The organism is Sphingomonas sp. ASY06-1R, from assembly GCF_052180265.1.
Lineage (GTDB): Bacteria > Pseudomonadota > Alphaproteobacteria > Sphingomonadales > Sphingomonadaceae > Sphingomonas_I.
In genome coordinates this window covers 870,424-887,530 of sequence record NZ_CP197464.1, presented here as the reverse complement: position 1 = coordinate 887,530, position 17,107 = coordinate 870,424, and the positions used below count along the sequence as shown (strand labels likewise).

The 17,107-nt window shown below is 63.1% G+C and carries 13 protein-coding genes, 1 tRNA gene and 1 pseudogene; 10 read left to right on the top strand and 5 right to left on the bottom strand.

Annotation, left to right across the window (positions count from 1 at the left end):
• Positions 1-84 precede the first annotated feature (84 nt).
• The 7 genes and pseudogenes from ACSBM8_RS04435 to ACSBM8_RS04405 form a co-directional block, all read left to right on the top strand.
• Positions 85-588 (top strand): sigma-70 family RNA polymerase sigma factor, encoded by a 504-nt coding sequence (locus tag ACSBM8_RS04435; protein ID WP_442681486.1) that lies wholly within the window; start codon positions 85-87, stop codon positions 586-588.
• A complete protein-coding gene (locus ACSBM8_RS04430; protein ID WP_442680447.1) occupies positions 575-1,219 on the top strand; it encodes an NrsF family protein in 645 nt (214 codons plus the stop codon). The genes ACSBM8_RS04435 and ACSBM8_RS04430 overlap by 14 nt, the downstream gene beginning before the upstream one ends.
• A gap of 104 nt (positions 1,220-1,323) precedes the next feature.
• Positions 1,324-1,899, top strand: coding sequence for a DUF308 domain-containing protein (locus ACSBM8_RS04425; RefSeq protein WP_442680446.1), 576 nt, complete (start codon positions 1,324-1,326; stop codon positions 1,897-1,899).
• 139 nt (positions 1,900-2,038) lie between these two features.
• Positions 2,039-2,974, top strand: coding sequence for a glutaminase A (glsA, locus tag ACSBM8_RS04420; RefSeq protein WP_442680445.1), 936 nt, complete (start codon positions 2,039-2,041; stop codon positions 2,972-2,974).
• A gap of 416 nt (positions 2,975-3,390) precedes the next feature.
• Positions 3,391-6,078 (top strand): TonB-dependent receptor, encoded by a 2,688-nt coding sequence (locus ACSBM8_RS04415; protein ID WP_442680444.1) that lies wholly within the window; start codon positions 3,391-3,393, stop codon positions 6,076-6,078.
• Positions 6,079-6,095: 17 nt separating this feature from the next.
• Positions 6,096-7,121 carry an arabinan endo-1,5-alpha-L-arabinosidase gene (locus ACSBM8_RS04410; protein WP_442680443.1) on the top strand — a complete coding sequence of 342 codons (1,026 nt, stop codon included), beginning with the start codon at positions 6,096-6,098 and terminating at the stop codon, positions 7,119-7,121.
• A 54-nt stretch (positions 7,122-7,175) separates the two neighbouring features.
• Positions 7,176-8,201 (top strand): annotated as a pseudogene (locus ACSBM8_RS04405) (glycoside hydrolase family 43 protein); the annotation flags it as partial.
• Positions 8,202-8,258: 57 nt separating this feature from the next.
• Here the strand turns inward: ACSBM8_RS04405 and ACSBM8_RS04400 are convergent.
• Positions 8,259-9,296 (bottom strand): aldo/keto reductase, encoded by a 1,038-nt coding sequence (locus ACSBM8_RS04400; RefSeq protein WP_442680442.1) that lies wholly within the window; start codon positions 9,294-9,296, stop codon positions 8,259-8,261.
• Between the two features lie 200 nt (positions 9,297-9,496).
• Here ACSBM8_RS04400 and ACSBM8_RS04395 point away from each other — a divergent pair, with 200 nt between their 5' ends.
• Positions 9,497-11,110, top strand: a complete 1,614-nt coding sequence (locus ACSBM8_RS04395) for a S10 family peptidase (RefSeq protein ID WP_442680441.1) — start codon at positions 9,497-9,499, stop codon at positions 11,108-11,110.
• A 98-nt stretch (positions 11,111-11,208) separates the two neighbouring features.
• Here ACSBM8_RS04395 and ACSBM8_RS04390 read toward each other — a convergent pair whose 3' ends face one another.
• The 3 genes from ACSBM8_RS04390 to ACSBM8_RS04380 all read right to left on the bottom strand — a co-directional run bounded on the left by ACSBM8_RS04390 (position 11,209) and on the right by ACSBM8_RS04380 (position 15,134).
• Positions 11,209-12,495, bottom strand: a complete 1,287-nt coding sequence (locus tag ACSBM8_RS04390; RefSeq protein ID WP_442680440.1) for a glycoside hydrolase family 130 protein — start codon at positions 12,493-12,495, stop codon at positions 11,209-11,211.
• Between the two features lie 199 nt (positions 12,496-12,694).
• Positions 12,695-14,404 carry a GH39 family glycosyl hydrolase gene (locus ACSBM8_RS04385; protein WP_442680439.1) on the bottom strand — a complete coding sequence of 570 codons (1,710 nt, stop codon included), beginning with the start codon at positions 14,402-14,404 and terminating at the stop codon, positions 12,695-12,697.
• A gap of 235 nt (positions 14,405-14,639) precedes the next feature.
• Positions 14,640-15,134: a cell wall hydrolase gene (locus tag ACSBM8_RS04380; RefSeq protein ID WP_442680438.1), complete on the bottom strand. Its 495-nt coding sequence runs from the start codon at positions 15,132-15,134 to the stop codon at positions 14,640-14,642.
• Between the two features lie 198 nt (positions 15,135-15,332).
• Between ACSBM8_RS04380 and ACSBM8_RS04375 the strand changes: the two genes are divergently transcribed.
• Together ACSBM8_RS04375 and ACSBM8_RS04370 are read left to right on the top strand one after the other, a co-directional pair.
• Positions 15,333-15,542 (top strand): hypothetical protein, encoded by a 210-nt coding sequence (locus ACSBM8_RS04375; RefSeq protein ID WP_442680437.1) that lies wholly within the window; start codon positions 15,333-15,335, stop codon positions 15,540-15,542.
• Positions 15,543-15,684: 142 nt separating this feature from the next.
• The gene (locus tag ACSBM8_RS04370; protein ID WP_442680436.1) at positions 15,685-16,536 is read left to right on the top strand and encodes a calcium-binding protein; all 852 of its coding nucleotides are present in this window, start codon (positions 15,685-15,687) and stop codon (positions 16,534-16,536) included.
• A gap of 439 nt (positions 16,537-16,975) precedes the next feature.
• On the opposite strand, the gene ACSBM8_RS04365 is transcribed toward ACSBM8_RS04370, so the two are convergent.
• Positions 16,976-17,051: transfer RNA gene (locus ACSBM8_RS04365), tRNA-Thr, on the bottom strand.
• Between the last annotated feature and the right edge of the window lie 56 nt (positions 17,052-17,107).

Genomic DNA, 17,107 nt, shown 5'->3' with positions numbered 1-17,107 from the left:
CGCTTGAAACCCGCATCGCGCGGTTCGCGGTCGACGCGTGAAGTGTCGCAAGGCGCCGCCGAAGCGGATGCCTGGGGCGCGTTGATGTGCGCTGGCCAGGCCGGTCATGGCGGCGCCTATCAGCGACTGCTGACCGAGATCTCCGGCTGGCTGACCCATTATTTCCAGCGGCGCCTGCCTGCCGGCGATGCCGACGACGCGGTCCAGGAGACATTGATGGCGATCCACCGGCGGCGCCACACCTATGATCCGCACTATCCGTTCAAGGCTTGGCTCGCCGCCATCGCCAAGAACAAATGGATCGATCAGCTACGCGCCATGGGAAGGCGGCCCTCCGAAGAGCTACCCGGTGATATAGCGGTTGCCGATCACGAAGCGGCGGTCACCAGCGCATCGGTCCTCGGCAGCCTGCTCGAACAACTCCGGCCGGCGCAGGCCCAGGCGATCATGCTGGTGAAGCTGCAAGGCTACAGCATCGAGGACGTATCGCGCGAGACCGGCCTTTCCCCGTCTGCCGTCAAGATGAACATCCACCGCGGGCTCGCACGCCTGACCGTTTTCCTGGAGAAGAGCCATGACGTCGATTGATGCCCTGATCTCCACCCTGTCCGCCGATCTGGCGCCGGTGCGGCGCCGGAACATGCTGCGCGAGACCCTGGTGCTGTTGGCGCTGGGCGGGGTGGAATTGGCGCTGATCCTGGCTGCGGGCGTCATGCGGCCGGACATGGGCCGGATGATCCTTTCCGCGCCGATGATGTGGAAGATCGGCAGTCTGATGCTGCTGTCCGGCGTGACCTGCACCATCGCGATACGCTCTTTGGCACCGCCGATTGCGTCGCGCCGCGGGCTGATGCTGGCCGGAGCGCTGACCGGATTGGCGATCCTGGCGGGAACGACCGTGGCGTCCGCCGCCGAGCGCGGCCGTCCGATCCTTGAGCGGCTTGCCCCCGCCCATGGCGCCCTGTGCGCGACGGCGATCGTCGTGCTGGCACTGCCGCTGATGGCCGCGCTGGCCGTGCTGATGCGGCGGGCTGCCCCGGTCCAACCGAAAGACAGCGCGCTTGCTTGCGGGCTTGCCGCCTCGACCAGCGGCGCGCTGATCTTCACCGCCTGCTGCCCGATGAACGACCCTCTTTATATCGTCGTCTGGTATTCCGTCGCGATTGCCATCGTCGCCGCAACGGCACGCTGGCTGCTGCCCCGCCACTTTCGCTTGTAGCGTCTGCTCGCCGCTGCGGCGGCGCCCCGATCCTCGCGTCCCGCCGCTCGTGCCTGCGCACGGGATCGACGCCGCGCGCCTGCCTTCCCCCCCAGGAGCCTGTGATGACCATGACCACCAAACTCGCCGCCCACGCCAATCCCGCTGAACCCGCATCGCCCTGGCTCGAACGTTATTATGGCGTCCGCGCGCTCTTCTCCTTTCTCTGGGTTGCGCTGGCATTCACGATCGGCAAGGCGCAGCCGGGGATCGGCATAGCCCTTCTCATCGCCTATCCGGCGTGGGACTGTCTGGCCAACCTGGTCGACGCAAGACGCAATGGCGGGCTGCGCGCCAACCCCTCCCAGCTGTTGAACGTCATCGTCAGCGCGATCGTCATGATTGCCGTCATCGCGACGGTGGGCGACGATCTCCATGCCACGATCGGCGTGATCGGCGTGTGGGCGGCCTTGTCCGGTCTGCTTCAGCTCGCAACTGGCGTGCGGCGGCGGCGTAGCGCCAGCGCGCAATGGCCACAAATCCTGAGCGGCGCGCAATCGGCCCTGGCGGCGGCGCATTTCCTGATCCAGGCAACGCATCCGGCGGTCCCGGTCAGCGTCGCCATTGTCGCGCCCTATGCCGCTTTCGGCGCGGTCTATTTCGCCATCTCCGCGGCGGTCCTCGCCTTCAAGCGGCGGTGATATTCGAGACGGAGCCGCACGCCGCCGGCGCGATCCCTGTCCGCCTCAACACGCTATTGTCGACCCGTACCCGCACCCCGGCATATAGGCGCTGCGACGGATGCTCCGGGCGCATTGGACGAAGCAGTAAGGAAATAGCGTGAACACGTATTTGGAGCGGATTGTCCAGGAGATAACGGCCGAAATCGTCGACACGGCGGCGGAGATCGAAGCCGCCGCCGATGCGAAGCAGAAGGGGCTCGCGCCCGGCCCTTTCAGCATCGCAATTGCGACCATCGACGGCGGTGTACTGCGTGCGGGCAGCGTCGAGAGCCGCTTCCCCATTCAAAGCATCGCCAAGGTTTTCGCGCTGGAAATGGCGTTATGCGCGATCGGCAAGACGCTGTTCGAACGGGTTGGCCGCGAGCCTTCGGGTGACCCATTCAATTCGATCGTCGATCTCGAGCGAACGCAGGGCGTGCCGCGCAACCCGTTCGTGAATGCCGGCGCCTTGATCGTGGTCGATACGCTGGTCGAACTGCTTGGCGACGATGCTCAGGCGGATGCGGTCGTCAACTTCGTGCGGCGGCAACTGGACGGAGGGCCCATCCCGCTCAATGACGATGTGCTCGCCAGCGAGCGCGACGGCGGGGATCTCAACCGTGCGATGATGAGCTTCATGCGGCATCACGATAATTTCCGGTCCGGAATCGACGAGGTGATGGAGGCCTATGTGCATCAGTGCGCCATTGCGCTTGATTGCCGCGATCTGGCAAAAGCCGGCCTCTTCCTTGCGCGGACGCGTCGCTCGGCCGACGACGCAGCGGAGGATGCGCGCGCCAAGCGGATGCGCGAGGTGCTCGCCCTGATGATGACCTGCGGCCATTATGATGGGTCGGGCGATTTCGCGGTGCGGGTCGGCCTGCCGGCCAAGAGCGGCGTCGGCGGCGGCATCCTGGCGATCGCGCCCGAGATCGCCTCGATCGCGGTCTGGTCGCCCAATTTGGATCAGCACGGCAATTCGATGCAGGGCGTGCGCGCGCTCGAGATGCTGGCCGATCGTACCGGATGGTCGGTTTTCGGGCCGCCCTGTTGATCTAGCGGCTCGTAACGCGGCCATGCGGAACGCCGCATAATCTTTCTGTGCCAAGCGCCGCTCCGCGCCAAATCCGCGGCCTGCTTCGACCTAGGCCGTTGCCGCAGAAACGGTTCCGCGCAACGAAGCGGGGCGGGCTTCGATCGCGCGAGCGCTACCAAACAGCCTTGGAAAAGATCGGCCGGGCATCGTTCTCAAGGACTACGTGAGCGCTACCATTTACTCAGACATTAAATGTACAACCAATCCGCCAGGCAGCCGCAACCCGCACGCACGATTGTTGACAATCGCGCTGGTGTTGCATGGCTGCATTACCTGCAGATTGTGTGGCAAGCTCATCTTGTGCCGCCCCCTCTCGCCTGATACTTGTCCGACAATAATGCGACAACGAAGTACGCATTGAGGTGGGAGGTTCTATGGCAAGGCAGCATGTCATTCGCATGGGATTGTGGGGCTCGGTCTGCGCCTTTGCCTTGTCTGCACCCGGATTGGTTCAGGCGCAGACGCCACCATCCGCCTCTGCTGGCGTAGGCAGCGGTGGTGAGGCGGTTCAGTCGGCGCCCACACAGGACGAGGAGATTGTCGTGACCGGCGTTCGCGCCAGCATCGGCAGTGCGCAATCGATCAAGCGCAACGCGACCCAGGTCGTTGATTCCATCGTTGCCGAGGATATCGGCAAATTCCCCGACAACACGGTGTCCGATGCGCTTCAGCGCGTCACCGGCATCCAGGTTTCGCGCGGTGCCGGCGAGGTGGGCACCGTGCTGGTGCGCGGCCTTCCCGATATCGAGACGCTTATTAACGGGCGCGAAGTCTTCACCGGAACCGGTCGCGGTGTCGCATTGCAGGATATCCCGGCGGAGATCATTACCGGCGTCGACGTCTACAAGACCAACACGCCCGAGCAGATCGAAGGCAGCGTGTCCGGGACGATCGACATTCGTCTGCGCCGGCCGTTCGACTTCAACGGATTTCAGATCGCCGGCGGCGGACGCGCCATTTACGCGGATCAGCGCGGCAAGTGGGGCTATATCGGCAGCGGGCTGATCAGCAACCGCTGGACCACGGCGAGCGGGCAAGAGTTCGGCATCCTGCTCGCAGCCTCCTACAACAAGCGCAAATATCAGGACCAGACCGCGTTCAATTTCGGCTTCAACCCGCTCAACCCGCCGGCCGACCAGACACTGATCCCCGACACGGTGGGCGGCCTCGTCCGAAACGGGAACCGGACGCGGCCCGCCTTCAACGCTTCTGTCCAATGGAAGCCAAGCTCGGATCTGGAATTCTACGCCGACGGCCTGTTCACCGGCTATCGCGAGAATTACAACGTCGATTTCTTCGTTGGCCTGCCCAAGGCAGGCGCGGTCACGGTCAATTCGGTCGAACCAGGTTCGGACACGAACAGCGAAACCGGCAATCGGCCGGTCGCGAGCACGATCACGACGCGCAACAATTTCACCATCACCAGCAATCAGACCTTCCGCCAGAAGACGGACGGCTATCAGGCGAATGGCGGCGTGCGCTACACGCCGGGGAACGTCATCCTCACGGCGGAACTCACCTATAATAAGAGCAAGGTGCGCAGCCAGGCCTATATCGTCGATACCGCCTTCACGGTCCCGCAAATCGACTATGCCTTCAATGTCGGCCGCACGCCGCAAATCAACTTTAACGGTTTCGACATTACCGATGGCACGAAGCTCAATCTGAATACGCTGTTCGACAATTTGAATGTGTCATCCAGCGAGCAGTGGGCAACCCACGGCGACCTCCAATATAATTTCGACGGCGGGTTCCTGAAGAATTTCAAGATCGGTGCACGTTACGCACGGCGTACCGGATCGTCGGGCGGCACCAACGGCGTCGGCGTCCCGCTGGGCTTCGTTCCGATCACCAACTACACGGATTCAACCACCAACGCGCCGGGTGACATCATTGGCGGCAAGGTCGGGTTCGATCGGTTTGCACTGGCCGACAGCGGCTGGATCATAAAGAATATCGACGTGTTGCGCGGGCTGGCGGGTCGCCCCGCCGGCGATCCGGCGTTCGACCCGGCGCTGGTCTTCAACCTGAAAGAGCGCGTTTTCGCCGCCTATGCGCAAACCTCTTTCGGCTTTGATGCCGGATCGATGCCGGTCGAGGGCACGATCGGCGTACGCGCGGTCAATACGGCGACCGATCTCAACGCGATCCAGGTGACCAACGGCCTGACCGGCACGACTTTGTCGCCGATACAAGGGCGACGCAATCAGCTAGATTTCCTGCCGAGCCTTACCCTCAAGATCAGCCCGACCGGCACAACTGTATTACGCGCCGTCGTCGGCAAGGCGATACTTCGGCCGCAATTCGCCAATCTCAACCCCGCCATCAGCCAGGCCGAGACGGGCGCGACCGGCAACGGCGCTTTCTTCGGGACCGCCACCGGCGGCAATGCCGATCTGCGCGACGTCAAATCGACCAATGTCGATCTGAGTGCCGAATGGTATTTCGCACGAGCAGGCTCGTTAACGCTCGCCGGCTTCTACAAGGACCTCAAAGGCTATATCCAAAGCTATTCGACGCGGGAGACGCTGATCGCGTCCAGCGGGCGCGGGGAGAGCTTCCTGGTGACCCGTCCGCGCAATACCGACAACGGCACGCTAAAGGGGATCGAAGCATCCTATCAGCAATTTTACGACTTCCTCCCGGGCCCGCTCAGCGGCTTGGGCGCTCAAGCCAGCTTCACCCTGTCCGACGGCAAGGTCGACGACCCCCTCAATCCTGGCCAGACGCAGAAGATCACCCCGGTCTCGAAATATTCCTACAATCTCGTCGCCATTTACGAGAAATATGGCGTCTCTGCGCGGCTGGCCTACAATTGGCGCAGCAAATATATCGACAGCTATTCCGCCGCGCTGGCAGGCGGCAGGATCGTGGTATCGCCGGTCAAATTCCTCGACTTCTCCGCAAGCTACGCGATCAACGATGCGTTCACGATCACGTTCGACGCCACCAACCTGCTGAACGCAACCTATCGCGACAGTTTCGGTGGCTCCGGTTTCGAACCGCGCGACACGCGCCAATATGACCGCACCTTCGCCGGCGGCCTGCGCTTCAAATTCTGATGCAATCGGGGGATCGGGTGAGAGCCACCATAGGCAGTAAAGGCGCCTGCCTCGCGCTGGCTTTGCTCGCCCCCCGCCCCGCCTCGACCCAGCCGCCCGCCGCCGGATCTATGGCCGATCGCATGACCGGGGATATCGCGCCCGTGCACGATCCAGCGATCGTCCGGCAGGGCACGACTTTCTATGTGTTTAGCACCACGCGCCCGCGCGAACAGGCCGGGCAGATACCGATCCGCACTTCCAGCGATCTGATCCGGTGGTCACGCGCCGGTGCGGTCTTCGCGCGGATTCCGGATTGGGCGAAGCGGGCAATCCCGCATGCCGACGGCATCTGGGCGCCTGACATCTCGTTCCAGCACGGCGAATACCGGTTATATTACGCGGTCTCGACCTTTGGCAGCAATCATTCCGTGATCGGGCTGGCGACGTCGCCGACGCTGGATCCCGCCGCCAGCGATTATAAATGGACCGACAAAGGTCAGGTAATCGCCTCTACGCGGGCCAGCGATTTCAATGCGATCGATCCGGCAGCATTTACCGATCGCGACGGACAAGCGTGGCTGGCATTCGGCAGCTTCTGGACCGGTATCAAGCTGGTGCGGCTGGATCCCGCCACCGGTCTGCGCTCCAACCAAGACCGGAAAATCTATTCGCTCGCGGGGCGCGCCAAGCCGGGCGCCGTCGAAGCCCCCTTCCTGATACAACGTGGCGGCTATCATTATCTGTTCGCCAGCTATGATTTTTGCTGCCGGGGCGCGGACAGCAGTTATTATACGGTTGTCGGGCGGTCGCGCGACGTGACCGGCCCCTATGTCGATCATGACGGCAAGCCGATGATGCAGGGCTATGGCCAGATCGTGCTCCACGCAAAGCTTGATCCGACGCGACGCTGGCGCGGCCCCGGCCACCCCGGCCTGCTGCAGGACGGCAACCGCGTCTTCATCGCCTATCACGCCTATGACGCGCAGCGTGGTGGCATACCGACGTTGCGCATCAACGAGCTTGGCTGGACCAGCGACGGTTGGCCGGTCGCGCGCCCGTGAGCGATCGCACACCCCAAGGGCTTCGCGCCAACCTCACGCTCTACAGCAACGGAGATCGTCATGATCCTTAGCCGCCGTACTTTCCTTGCCGGCGGTGCCGCCGGAGCCGCCGTCGCCGCGCCTTTCGGATCGGCGCTGGCGCGGACCCAGCAACCGGCATTGCGCAATCCGCTGGTGCGCCAGCGCGCCGACGCGCAGATTTTCCGTCATACGGACGGCAGCTATTATATGACCGCCTCCGTGCCCGAATATGACCGGGTCGTATTACGTCGTTCGCCTACCCTCGCGGGATTAAGCAATGCGCGTGAGGCGGTGTTGTGGCGCCATTTGCGCAGCGGGCCGATGTCGGGCTTCATCTGGGCGCCGGAACTGCACCTGATCGACGGGCGATGGATCATGTATTTCGCTGCCGGCCCCAGCGGCGGCGGCGAGGATGTGTTCCGCATCCGCACTTATGCGCTGCGCTGCGATGGGACCGACCCCATGACGGGGCGCTGGTCGATCCTGGGCCAATTGCAGACGCCTTGGGACAGTTTCAATCTGGATTCCACGAGCTTTGTCCACCGCGGTACCCGCTATCTGTGCTGGGCGCAGCGCGAGCCGGGAATCGACACTAACAGCAATCTCTATCTGGCCCCGCTCGCCACGCCGCTCACGCTGGCGCGACGTCCGGTGCGGCTGTCAGTGCCGGAGCTGCCGTGGGAGATTCAGGGCTTTAAGGTCAACGAAGCGCCCGCCGTGTTGGCGCGGCACGGACGGCTATTCCTTACTTATTCGGCGAGTGCGACCGATGCACGCTATTGCCTGGGCATGCTCACGGCGCGCGCCGATGCCGACATCATGCGGGCGGAAAGCTGGACGAAATCACCCCTGCCGGTGTTCCGGACATCTGCCGCGCATCATATTTACGGCCCAGGCCATAACAGCTTCACCGTCGATGAGCGCGGGCGCGACATGCTGGTGTACCACGCCCGCGACTATGCGCAGATCAAGGGCGATCCGCTGTTCGATCCGAACCGCCATACGCGCGTGCAGCCGATCCACTACCGGCCCGACGGCACGCCTGATTTCGGCGTACCCTCGCCAATGGAGTGCTGCGCACCTAGCTGGGATGGAGGAACCGCATGATCCCACCGCTCACCGACGCGCGGCAAGCAGATCGCGTTGCCCCTGACCCTGCCGTTCCAGCATCCAACCCGGATATTCGCTCGCCGGCTTACTGACCGCGTCGAGTGCCGCGCGTTCCTCACCGGTCAGGTCGATCTCCGTCGCCGCAAGATTGTCGGCCAGCTGTTCGGGCCGCTTGGCGCCCACGATCACGCTGGTCACGGCGCGCTGGTGCAGCAGCCAGGCGAGTGCGATCCGGGCCACGGATACGCCCCGCGCCTCGGCGATGGGGCGCATTGCCGCAATCACGGCATCGCCGCGCTCCGCATTCACGGGCGGAAAGTCGAAGGCGGCACGGCGGCCATCCGTCGCCGCGTCGCCGCTATATTTGCCCGACAGGAAACCGCCCGCGAGCGGGCTCCAAACCATCAGGCCCACCTCTTCGGACAGGAGCATCGGCGCGATATCCCGCTCCAGATCGCGTCCCACCAGCGTATAATAGGCCTGGAGCGAGGCGAAGCGGTGCAGCCCCAGCCGCTCCGAAATACCCAGCGCCTTGGCAATTTGCCACGCTGCCCAGTTGGACACGCCGACATAGCGGACATGACCATGCTGGACGAGCGTATCCAGCGCGCGCAGCGTCTCCTCCATCGGCGTCGCCGGATCGAAACCGTGGACCTGATACAGATCGACATGATCGAGCTGGAGGCGCTTCAGGCTGGCCTTGCAGGCATCGATCAGATGATAGCGCGAAGCCCCGCGGCCATTCGGGCCCTCGCCGGTCGCGCCAAAACCCTTGGTCGCCACCACGATCTCGTCGCGCTTTACGCCGAGATTGCGGATCGCCTGCCCGGTAATCTCTTCCGATCGACCATCGGCATAGACGTCAGCGGTGTCGACGAAGTTGACGCCTCGCTCGATCGCGGTGCGTAGAAGCGCGTCTGCCTCCTCCTGGCCGAGCTGACCGATCTTGCTCCAGAGGCCGTCGCCGCTGCCGCCAAACGTCATGGTGCCGAGGCAGAGTTCGGACACGAACAGGCCGGTGCGGCCAAGCTTGTTATAGCGCATGATGGAATGGCTTTCTGTCGATTTGCAGGGTCGGCGCTATAACGCACGTCGGCGGATTTTGGCGCAACGGCGATGGTCATAGGACGGATTGACCGCCTCCAGGATAGCATGCATGATACATTATATCATATGACTTTGTGCGGTTGCCATTGCGTGTGTTCGGCAGGCGGCGGTGCGGAGCATTGGGGAAAGGTCGCCGCATGAAGAAAGCCGTTCTGCTGCTCTCCGTCTTACTCGTCTCGCACCCCGCCTGGGCCCAGGACGCGGACAAGCCGGCCGAGGCGAAAGCGGGCTCGGCGACCGATAAGCATAACGAGAAAATCGCGCAGCGGATTGCCGACGAGTGGCCGTTCGCTCCGGTGAAAGAGGACGAAAGTGTCACCGCCCATAATGTCGCAATAGGCGGCAAGACGCTGAAATATCATGCCGCCGCCGGCACCGTCACGATTCAGGACGACGACGCCAAGCCGACCGCGAGCGTTTTCTACGTCGCTTACACGCTGGACGGCGCGCCACCCGGGAGCCGTCCAGTCACCTTCTTTTACAACGGTGGGCCCGGCTCTTCGTCGGTATGGCTGCATATGGGGTCTTTTGCGCCGGTGCGGGTGCAGACGGGCGGTCCGGAATATATTCGCCCCGCCCCCTATCGGTTCGGCCCCAACCCTGACACCCTGCTCGACAAGACGGATCTGGTCTTCATCGACATGGTCGGCGCTGGCTATTCGCGTCCACTCGGCGACGCCGCAGGCAAGGATTTTTGGGGCGTCGATGAGGATGCCGATGCGTTCGCGAAGGCCATCATCCGCTGGACGAGCAAGAACAGCCGGTGGACAAGCCCTAAATTCCTGTTTGGCGAAAGCTATGGAACGACCCGTTCCGCCGCCCTCGCCTACCAACTGCAAGATCGCGGCATGGCGCTGAACGGTGTCGTGCTACTCTCCTCCATCCTGAATTATGGCATCGAGCAGCAGGGCTATGATCAAAGCTATGTGAGCTATCTGCCGAGCTATGCCGCGACCGCCTGGTATCACAACCGCATCGCCAACCGGCCGGCGGACCTCACAACCTTGCTTCAACAGGTCCGGGCGTTTGCGCAAGGCCCCTACGCGCTGGCGCTGTCGAAGGGTCAGGATCTGCCGGATGCCGAACGCGACACGATTGCGGATCAGATGTCGGCCTATACCGGGCTTTCGGCGACCTTCATCAAGCGGGCAAACCTGCGCGTCGATCTCAATCGCTTCCAAAAGGAGCTGCTGCGGGACCAGGCTCTGACCGTCGGCAGGTTCGACAGCCGGTATACCGGCGTTGATGCGGATTCAGCGGGTGAAAGCCCGGACTTCGACGCTTCGGACACAGCGATCTCGGGCGCCTTCATCACCACCTTCAACGATTATGTTCAACGGGAGCTGAAGTATAAATCGCCGCTTCCCTATCGGGTGTCAGCCTACAACCTGAAGGGTTTCGACTGGAACTGGAAGCATAAGGCGCCCGGCAGCAGCGAAGCCATGAACAATCCGGACGTCGCCGTCGATCTCGCCGCGGCGATCCGCACCAATCCCTACCTCAAGGTCTTGTCCCTCAACGGCTGGTACGACATGGCCACGCCGTTCTTCGCCACCGAATATGACATTGCGCACATGCTGCTGGACAAGAAGCTGCGTGCTAATATCAGCTTCCGTTACTACCCCTCGGGCCATATGATCTACCTCAATCCGGATGCGCTGCATCAGCTGCATGGCGATCTGGCCAGCTTCTACGATTCCACTGTCGCGGCCGCCGCGCATGATCGGCCAGCAGGCCAGGCTCCGTCTTGATCCCGCGCGCGTCGCATTGGGCACGCCCGTTAACGCTGCGTTGCGCGCATGCGCTTATCTGATTGGCCACCCGCCATGACTTCGCCGGGCCGCAAGCATCAGGCGGGTTCCATCACTGTCAACAGATCGTCCACAGTTCCTACCGCAAATGCCGAATATTCGTCGCCGATCGCATAGGGCAATAGAATGCGCCGCCCCTGGATCAGCGCGCCGCAGCTATAGGTGACGTTCGGCACATAGCCTCCGCGATGCTCCGCGCTGGGAAACAACAGGGGCGATGGCGTGCGCGCAAGCACCTTGGACGGATCGTCCTTGTCGAGGGGGCAGGCGCCGATGCAATAGCCCCGCACCATGCCGACGCCATGCGTGAACACCAGCCAGCCCTCGTCGATTTCGATCGGGGATCCGCAATTGCCCAATTGCACGAATTGCCAAGGATATTTTGGCGCCATGATCGGCGTCCCCGTCTCCCACGTATAAAGATCGTCGGAACGCAGCAGCCAAATATTCTCATTGTCCTGCCGCCCCAGCATCACGAACTGGTTGTTGATCCGCCGCGGGAACAGCGCCATTCCCTTATAGCCCGTCATGGCGCCGGTGAGCGGGCTCATCTCCACCCGACGCAGGTCGACACCGCGCAGAATTTCCTGGCGCGCATCCTTGCCATCGAACGCGGTATACGTTCCGATGACGCTGCGGACTCCGTCATGGTCGGTGAAATTGACGAGCCGCAGATCCTCGACGCCCTGTCGCTGGCTGGGCAGGACCGGGAAGATCACCGTCTCCGACGCGTCTTGACTATCCTCGCAGATCAGCCGGACCCAATTCCCCTCATGATGCTCGATGCGCGGCGGCACACCATGTGCACTCGCCGGATCGATCACCAAGCGATCGCCCGGCCCCCATTCGCCGGTGCGAAACGTGATCGACGAGATATGCCCCTCGCCAATCCCCCTTAGTGATATCACGAAGCGCACCGCGCCCGCTTCCGACGGCGCCTCGTCCGTTACCGCAACGATGCTGGGATTGAACAAGGCCGCAGCCTCGAACGCATATTCCTGGCTGAAATAGGCGCCGATCAACAGTTGTTCGTCTTCGGGAAAGTCGCTGTCGCCGATATCCGGACGTACTTCGGCGAAGCGGCGCAGCAGCACCTGCTCCACGTTGCGATGGCGTTCCCGCATCGGCGTCAGCAACAGGTCGCGCATTCGCGCCCGCATGCGATCGTCCAGCGCTTGAATACGATCGACGACGGACTGGCTGCGGGGTGGCCGCCCTGCCTCGAAAGCTGACGGATAGCCGAAGCTGAACGGCCGGATCACGGTGCGGGACGGGTCGGGCTTCAGCTCAACGTCGAGCGTCGTGAAGACATCGGCAGCGTTCATGCACATCGGCCTTTCGGATTGGCTCGCGAACGGACGCACGCGATCATAGGATAACGACGCCGGGCCGGGCGCGATCCCCGGACAGCAACAGTCTACCCTTTCGACGACGCATCCTGTCATGAATGACGACGATCCCGCCGGCATGGCATGCGCCCTCACAACCGACGGGAACGCCGCGTCGGCGGTGGAAGCGGTGGCGTTAGCGGGTTCCGCGCCTATCGCGCAGAGCAGCGGGCGTCAGCACCAGCAGCGAGACGCCCTGGCGTGGCAAGCGGAAGCGCAGGTTGGCGTGGCCGTCTTTGACCGACACCGCCCCGGTTGGCCCGCCGACCGTCGCGAGTGCGGCCGCTTTCAACAGCGCAGCGCGCTGCGGGTCCGATGGCGCGATCGGCGAACCCATGGCGAGCCATGCCGCGTAACCATTGGAATGATCGTGATCCACGCGATAGTGGGTCAAAGCGGCGCCATGCGCGAAACTGGCGGGCACGCCCGCGACGTCGACGCTGACGTCCGCGTCCGGCCCTGCGAGATCGTCATCATGATAATGCCAGACAAGGATGGTCAGCCGCTTGCCGTCATAGGTGGCGACACTGCCGACATCCGGCGCGCCGCGCACGCCGGATGTAATCATCGTATCGAGCGCCGCCTGATGGTCTGATTGCGCCCCGACATAACGGCCGTCCATCATCGCAAACAGCTTGAAGATGTTCATCACCGGCAGATCGATGCCCGCCGAGGTCAGCTGCCGGAAACCCGCGAAATAGGGCTGATCCTCAAACTCAAATGCCCAGGTAAGCACGCCTTCCAGATTCACCCGGCGCTGTTGCGCGAGCGCCTGCAGCCGGGGAAAGACAGCCGCGGTGTAGCTGGAATACATGGTCCCGTTGCGATAGGCATTGGCCGGCCCCTGGCAGGCAGCGCACCCTTCGGGATCGGACTCGCCGATGATGATCGGCGTGTCGTGGAACACCGGATCTGCCGCGATCTGGCCGAATTCATGGTCGGCGGCTTTCAGATGGTTGCTGATCCCCATCCGCACATGACCACCTTTATCGTCTTTCAGGAATTCCGGCTGGCCTTTGGCGTGGAAGGACAGGAAGTCGGTCGGCGTGCCGGCCTGTTTCACATGGGCCAGAAAGCGGGTCATGAAGTCGTCGCCGGCACCGGCGATATCGGGGCCGCCGACGCGCGCCTGCGGCAAGGCACGACGCACCCCGCGCACGGCCGCGTCATGCAACCGGAAGAATTCCTCCGGCGTACCGCCCCAATAATATTGCGGCAGGTTCGCCTCGTTCCACGTCTGGAAATACCAGGATGCGACCTCCTTCGCGCCATGGCGATTGACGCAATGCCGCACCCATTGGTAGATCAGCTCTTCCCACTTGGCATAATCCTTGGGCGGATAGGCCCAGCCCGTCCGCAAATTGCCGCTGCCCGGCCGGAAATCGTGCTGGTAGGGCTGTGGATGCGTCGACAAGGCCTCTGGCATGAAGCCGAGTTCGACATAAGGCCGCACGCCGCGGGCGCGATAGGTATCGAATATCCGATCGACGATCGTCCAGTTATAGACCGGGCGGCCTTGTGCGTCCTCCGTATAGGCGTTGGTTGATCCCCATTTGAGGGCGGGCGTGCCGTCACCGGTGGTCAGCAGATTGTGCGCGCGAAAATAGACCCGATCCGGCGCGAGTTGACCGAGCGTGGCCAAGGTGGTGCGGCCATCCTTCATCGTCGCATAATTGGGCTCGTCCGCACCGAAGAAGCGCCATACCGGCTTTACCGGCTGTCCGATCTGCTGGACGTCGACCGCGACATGAACCGCAAAAGGTGCTGTCTGCGACAGCGCAGGAGACGTGCCGCCAAATGCGGTGGCCACCAACGACAGCACCATGCTCTGCGCTGCCCGGCGCATGCCCGCGGCTAAGCCACGAGGCCCCCGCTTTCCCATCCTGCTTCCTCCCCTGTTCGGCTGGCCAACCGATACGCGCCCGAAGATCATGGCCGCACCGCGCCGCGCGATTTCATAGCCTTGGGGCGCCGCGGAGGGCACGGTCAAGATTTCCCGGGCATCGTATGTTCGTGGAATATCAGCAGGAAGACTGTTGCGGGTATGATCAAAGCTGCCGAAGCTGTGCACTGCGAGCCACTCAGCGCTTTCTCACATAGAAGAGGTGGGTTTCGACACGGGCAACCTTGACCATAGAGTCGCGCCAGTAGGGCACCAACCAGTCTGCATGATAATGCGTGGCACGGCCGACATCATCGTCGACATAGCCCGCGAGCGCATCGCGGGCCTTCCTGCGGGCGGCTGCCCAGCCCCGCCGGACCGGGCGACGCTGAACCGATCCATCGCAGGTGAAGGAAAATTGGCAGCCGGTTGCGCGGGTGGATCCTTGGTACACCACCCCGCATACCGTGTCGGGAAAGCCAGGTGCGCGGACGCGATTGAGGATCACCTGCATGACAGCCCGCTGCCCCCGCTGATCGTCGCCCGCCTCGTACAGAGCCGCGGTGGCGAGGCACTCCACCGCCTGGCGCACCGCCGCCGGCCCCTTGCGAAGATGGAAGCCAGCGGCATGCAAGCGACGGCTTTGATCGATCGGGACAAGCGCATTCGAGGCGCGCGCCGCGGCCATCGTCATCGGCCGATCGACATTTGGCGGAGTTATCGTCCAGGGCCACCGACCGGACATGGCGATGCCTACGATTATGGCGACCGCGCCAATGACGGCAAGCTGCCAAATAGCCTGAAGGCGTGCCCGCCGTCGTCTTGCCGCCTTGCCGACATATCTCCTGCCAGTTTTCGCCATCGAGCATTGACTAGCGTAGGATCGCCTTTGATGCAGCCAATCGCGCCGGGCTTCGGGACGGCCTGCCGGCAGAAACGCTTCATGAGCACGCCAGACGAACACGCGATCCGTGCGAGGCGCGCAGCGTTCAACGCGGTAGTGGCAATTGCCAAGCAGGTTGAAGCGGCCATCTGCGGCGATCCCGCGGATGATTCCAGTCCCTGCCGCGCCTTGCTCACCGTGCGGGAAGGCAACATTTAGAAAAACAAACCTGCGGGTCAACCGGTCGCCAGACCGATCATGCAGAGAAGCGCCGCTCCTGACGGAGTGTCGATCGCGTGCCGTGCCGTTGTCAGAACAGCGCGCGGATCGAGCAGCGTATTTGCGATAACGGAGTATCAAGATGGCGACTTCCACCTTCATCATCGGTGGCGATGACGACACTGTGATAGACCGCTCGGTGTCGATTGACCCGCAGCAGCTTGGCGGCGGCGGCGGATCCGATACCCTCTTCGGGGGAAGCAATAACGACCATCTCTATGGCAATTCGCCCGGCGTCGCGGCCGGCGCGGCCGATGGCGACGACCGCATCTACGGCGGCGCCGGACACGATTATATCCAGGGCAATGCCGGCGACGACGAGCTGTTCGGTGGCGACGGCAATGACCGCATCTATGGCGGCGCGGGCGAAGACGATCTGCATGGCGGCAATGGGAACGACTATCTCCAGGGCAATCGCGGCAATGATGAGCTGGAGGGCGGCGCCGGTGCCGACACGTTGCGGGGTGGTGCGGATAATGACGAAATGGACGGCGGCAGCGGCAACGACCACCTGCTCGGCGACAACGGTAATGACGAGATCCAGGGTGGTCTGGGCATCGATCAGGCGACGGGGGGAGCGGGGCGCGATTCGTTCGAGTTTGACCGAAACGATGCGCTGATCGTCGGCGAGACCAGTTTCTCGGTAGCCGACACGATCCACGACTTTACCGGCGGGCAGGACGAGATCGAGCTGGATTTCGAGGTAGCACAGGTGCTCACCGCCACCGGCCAAAGCTTCGCTGATATATCGGCCGCGCAGGCCTACGCCACGCAGTTGCTGACCGGGGATGCCGGCACACGGGAAGTGGCGGCGGTGGGTGTCGGCACGGATACGTGGCTGTTTTACAACGGTTCCGGCGGCGATGCCGTGGACAGTGCTATTCAATTGGCCAATGTAAGACCGGAGACCATCAGCACTGCCGATTTCGGCTGACCGAAGGTCCGGCGTCCGCTTCGGCGGACGCCGGGTCTGTACAGGCTAACGGCGCTTCCTGCCGAATGAATGGCCTCATGTCATACCATCTTCCGCCTGAACGCCCGAATGGTGCCAACGCCGTTTGGCCCTGCGCGGGATGACTTTTCTGCAAAAAATCGGTGCGCTCAGTCGCGAGATCAGGGATAGCTGCCGAAATGCTGCGCTAGACAGATGATCTGGCCTGGGAAATTCCCCGTTAGGGCTGCAATCTTGTGGACCCGGCGCACCTCCCTAAGCGTGGCAGGGGCGCGCCCCCCCCAAGCTGCACCTTCTGGACATACGCGTCCGGGACCAGCTTGGTGGGCCACGGCGGAGCAAAGTTAGGAGACTTTGGGACCAGCTAAACGCCAGTTTACGGTAGTCTCTGCGGACTCCGAAGGCGCGTTCACGGTAAAGGTGGTGCCGCCTACAGGACTCGAACCTGTGACCCCCGCATTACGAATGCGATGCTCTACCAGCTGAGCTAAGGCGGCGTCTGGAGCGGGCCGTTACCAGCGCTTGTCGGGCCTGACAAGGGATCGCGGTGCGC

Bases quoted from the DNA above. Each gene is read 5' to 3' on its own strand.
- ACSBM8_RS04385 (WP_442680439.1), bottom strand. From the start codon at position 14,404: ATGCGCCGGGCAGCGCAGAGCATGGTGCTGTCGTTGGTGGCCACCGCA.
- ACSBM8_RS04400 (WP_442680442.1), bottom strand. From the start codon at position 9,296: ATGCGCTATAACAAGCTTGGCCGCACCGGCCTGTTCGTGTCCGAACTC.
- ACSBM8_RS04415 (WP_442680444.1), top strand. From the start codon at position 3,391: ATGGCAAGGCAGCATGTCATTCGCATGGGATTGTGGGGCTCGGTCTGC.
- ACSBM8_RS04435 (WP_442681486.1), top strand. From the start codon at position 85: ATGTGCGCTGGCCAGGCCGGTCATGGCGGCGCCTATCAGCGACTGCTG.
- ACSBM8_RS04390 (WP_442680440.1), bottom strand. From the start codon at position 12,495: ATGAACGCTGCCGATGTCTTCACGACGCTCGACGTTGAGCTGAAGCCC.
- ACSBM8_RS04375 (WP_442680437.1), top strand. From the start codon at position 15,333: ATGCAGCCAATCGCGCCGGGCTTCGGGACGGCCTGCCGGCAGAAACGC.
- ACSBM8_RS04430 (WP_442680447.1), top strand. From the start codon at position 575: ATGACGTCGATTGATGCCCTGATCTCCACCCTGTCCGCCGATCTGGCG.
- ACSBM8_RS04425 (WP_442680446.1), top strand. From the start codon at position 1,324: ATGACCATGACCACCAAACTCGCCGCCCACGCCAATCCCGCTGAACCC.
- ACSBM8_RS04395 (WP_442680441.1), top strand. From the start codon at position 9,497: ATGAAGAAAGCCGTTCTGCTGCTCTCCGTCTTACTCGTCTCGCACCCC.
- ACSBM8_RS04380 (WP_442680438.1), bottom strand. From the start codon at position 15,134: ATGACGATGGCCGCGGCGCGCGCCTCGAATGCGCTTGTCCCGATCGAT.
- ACSBM8_RS04370 (WP_442680436.1), top strand. From the start codon at position 15,685: ATGGCGACTTCCACCTTCATCATCGGTGGCGATGACGACACTGTGATA.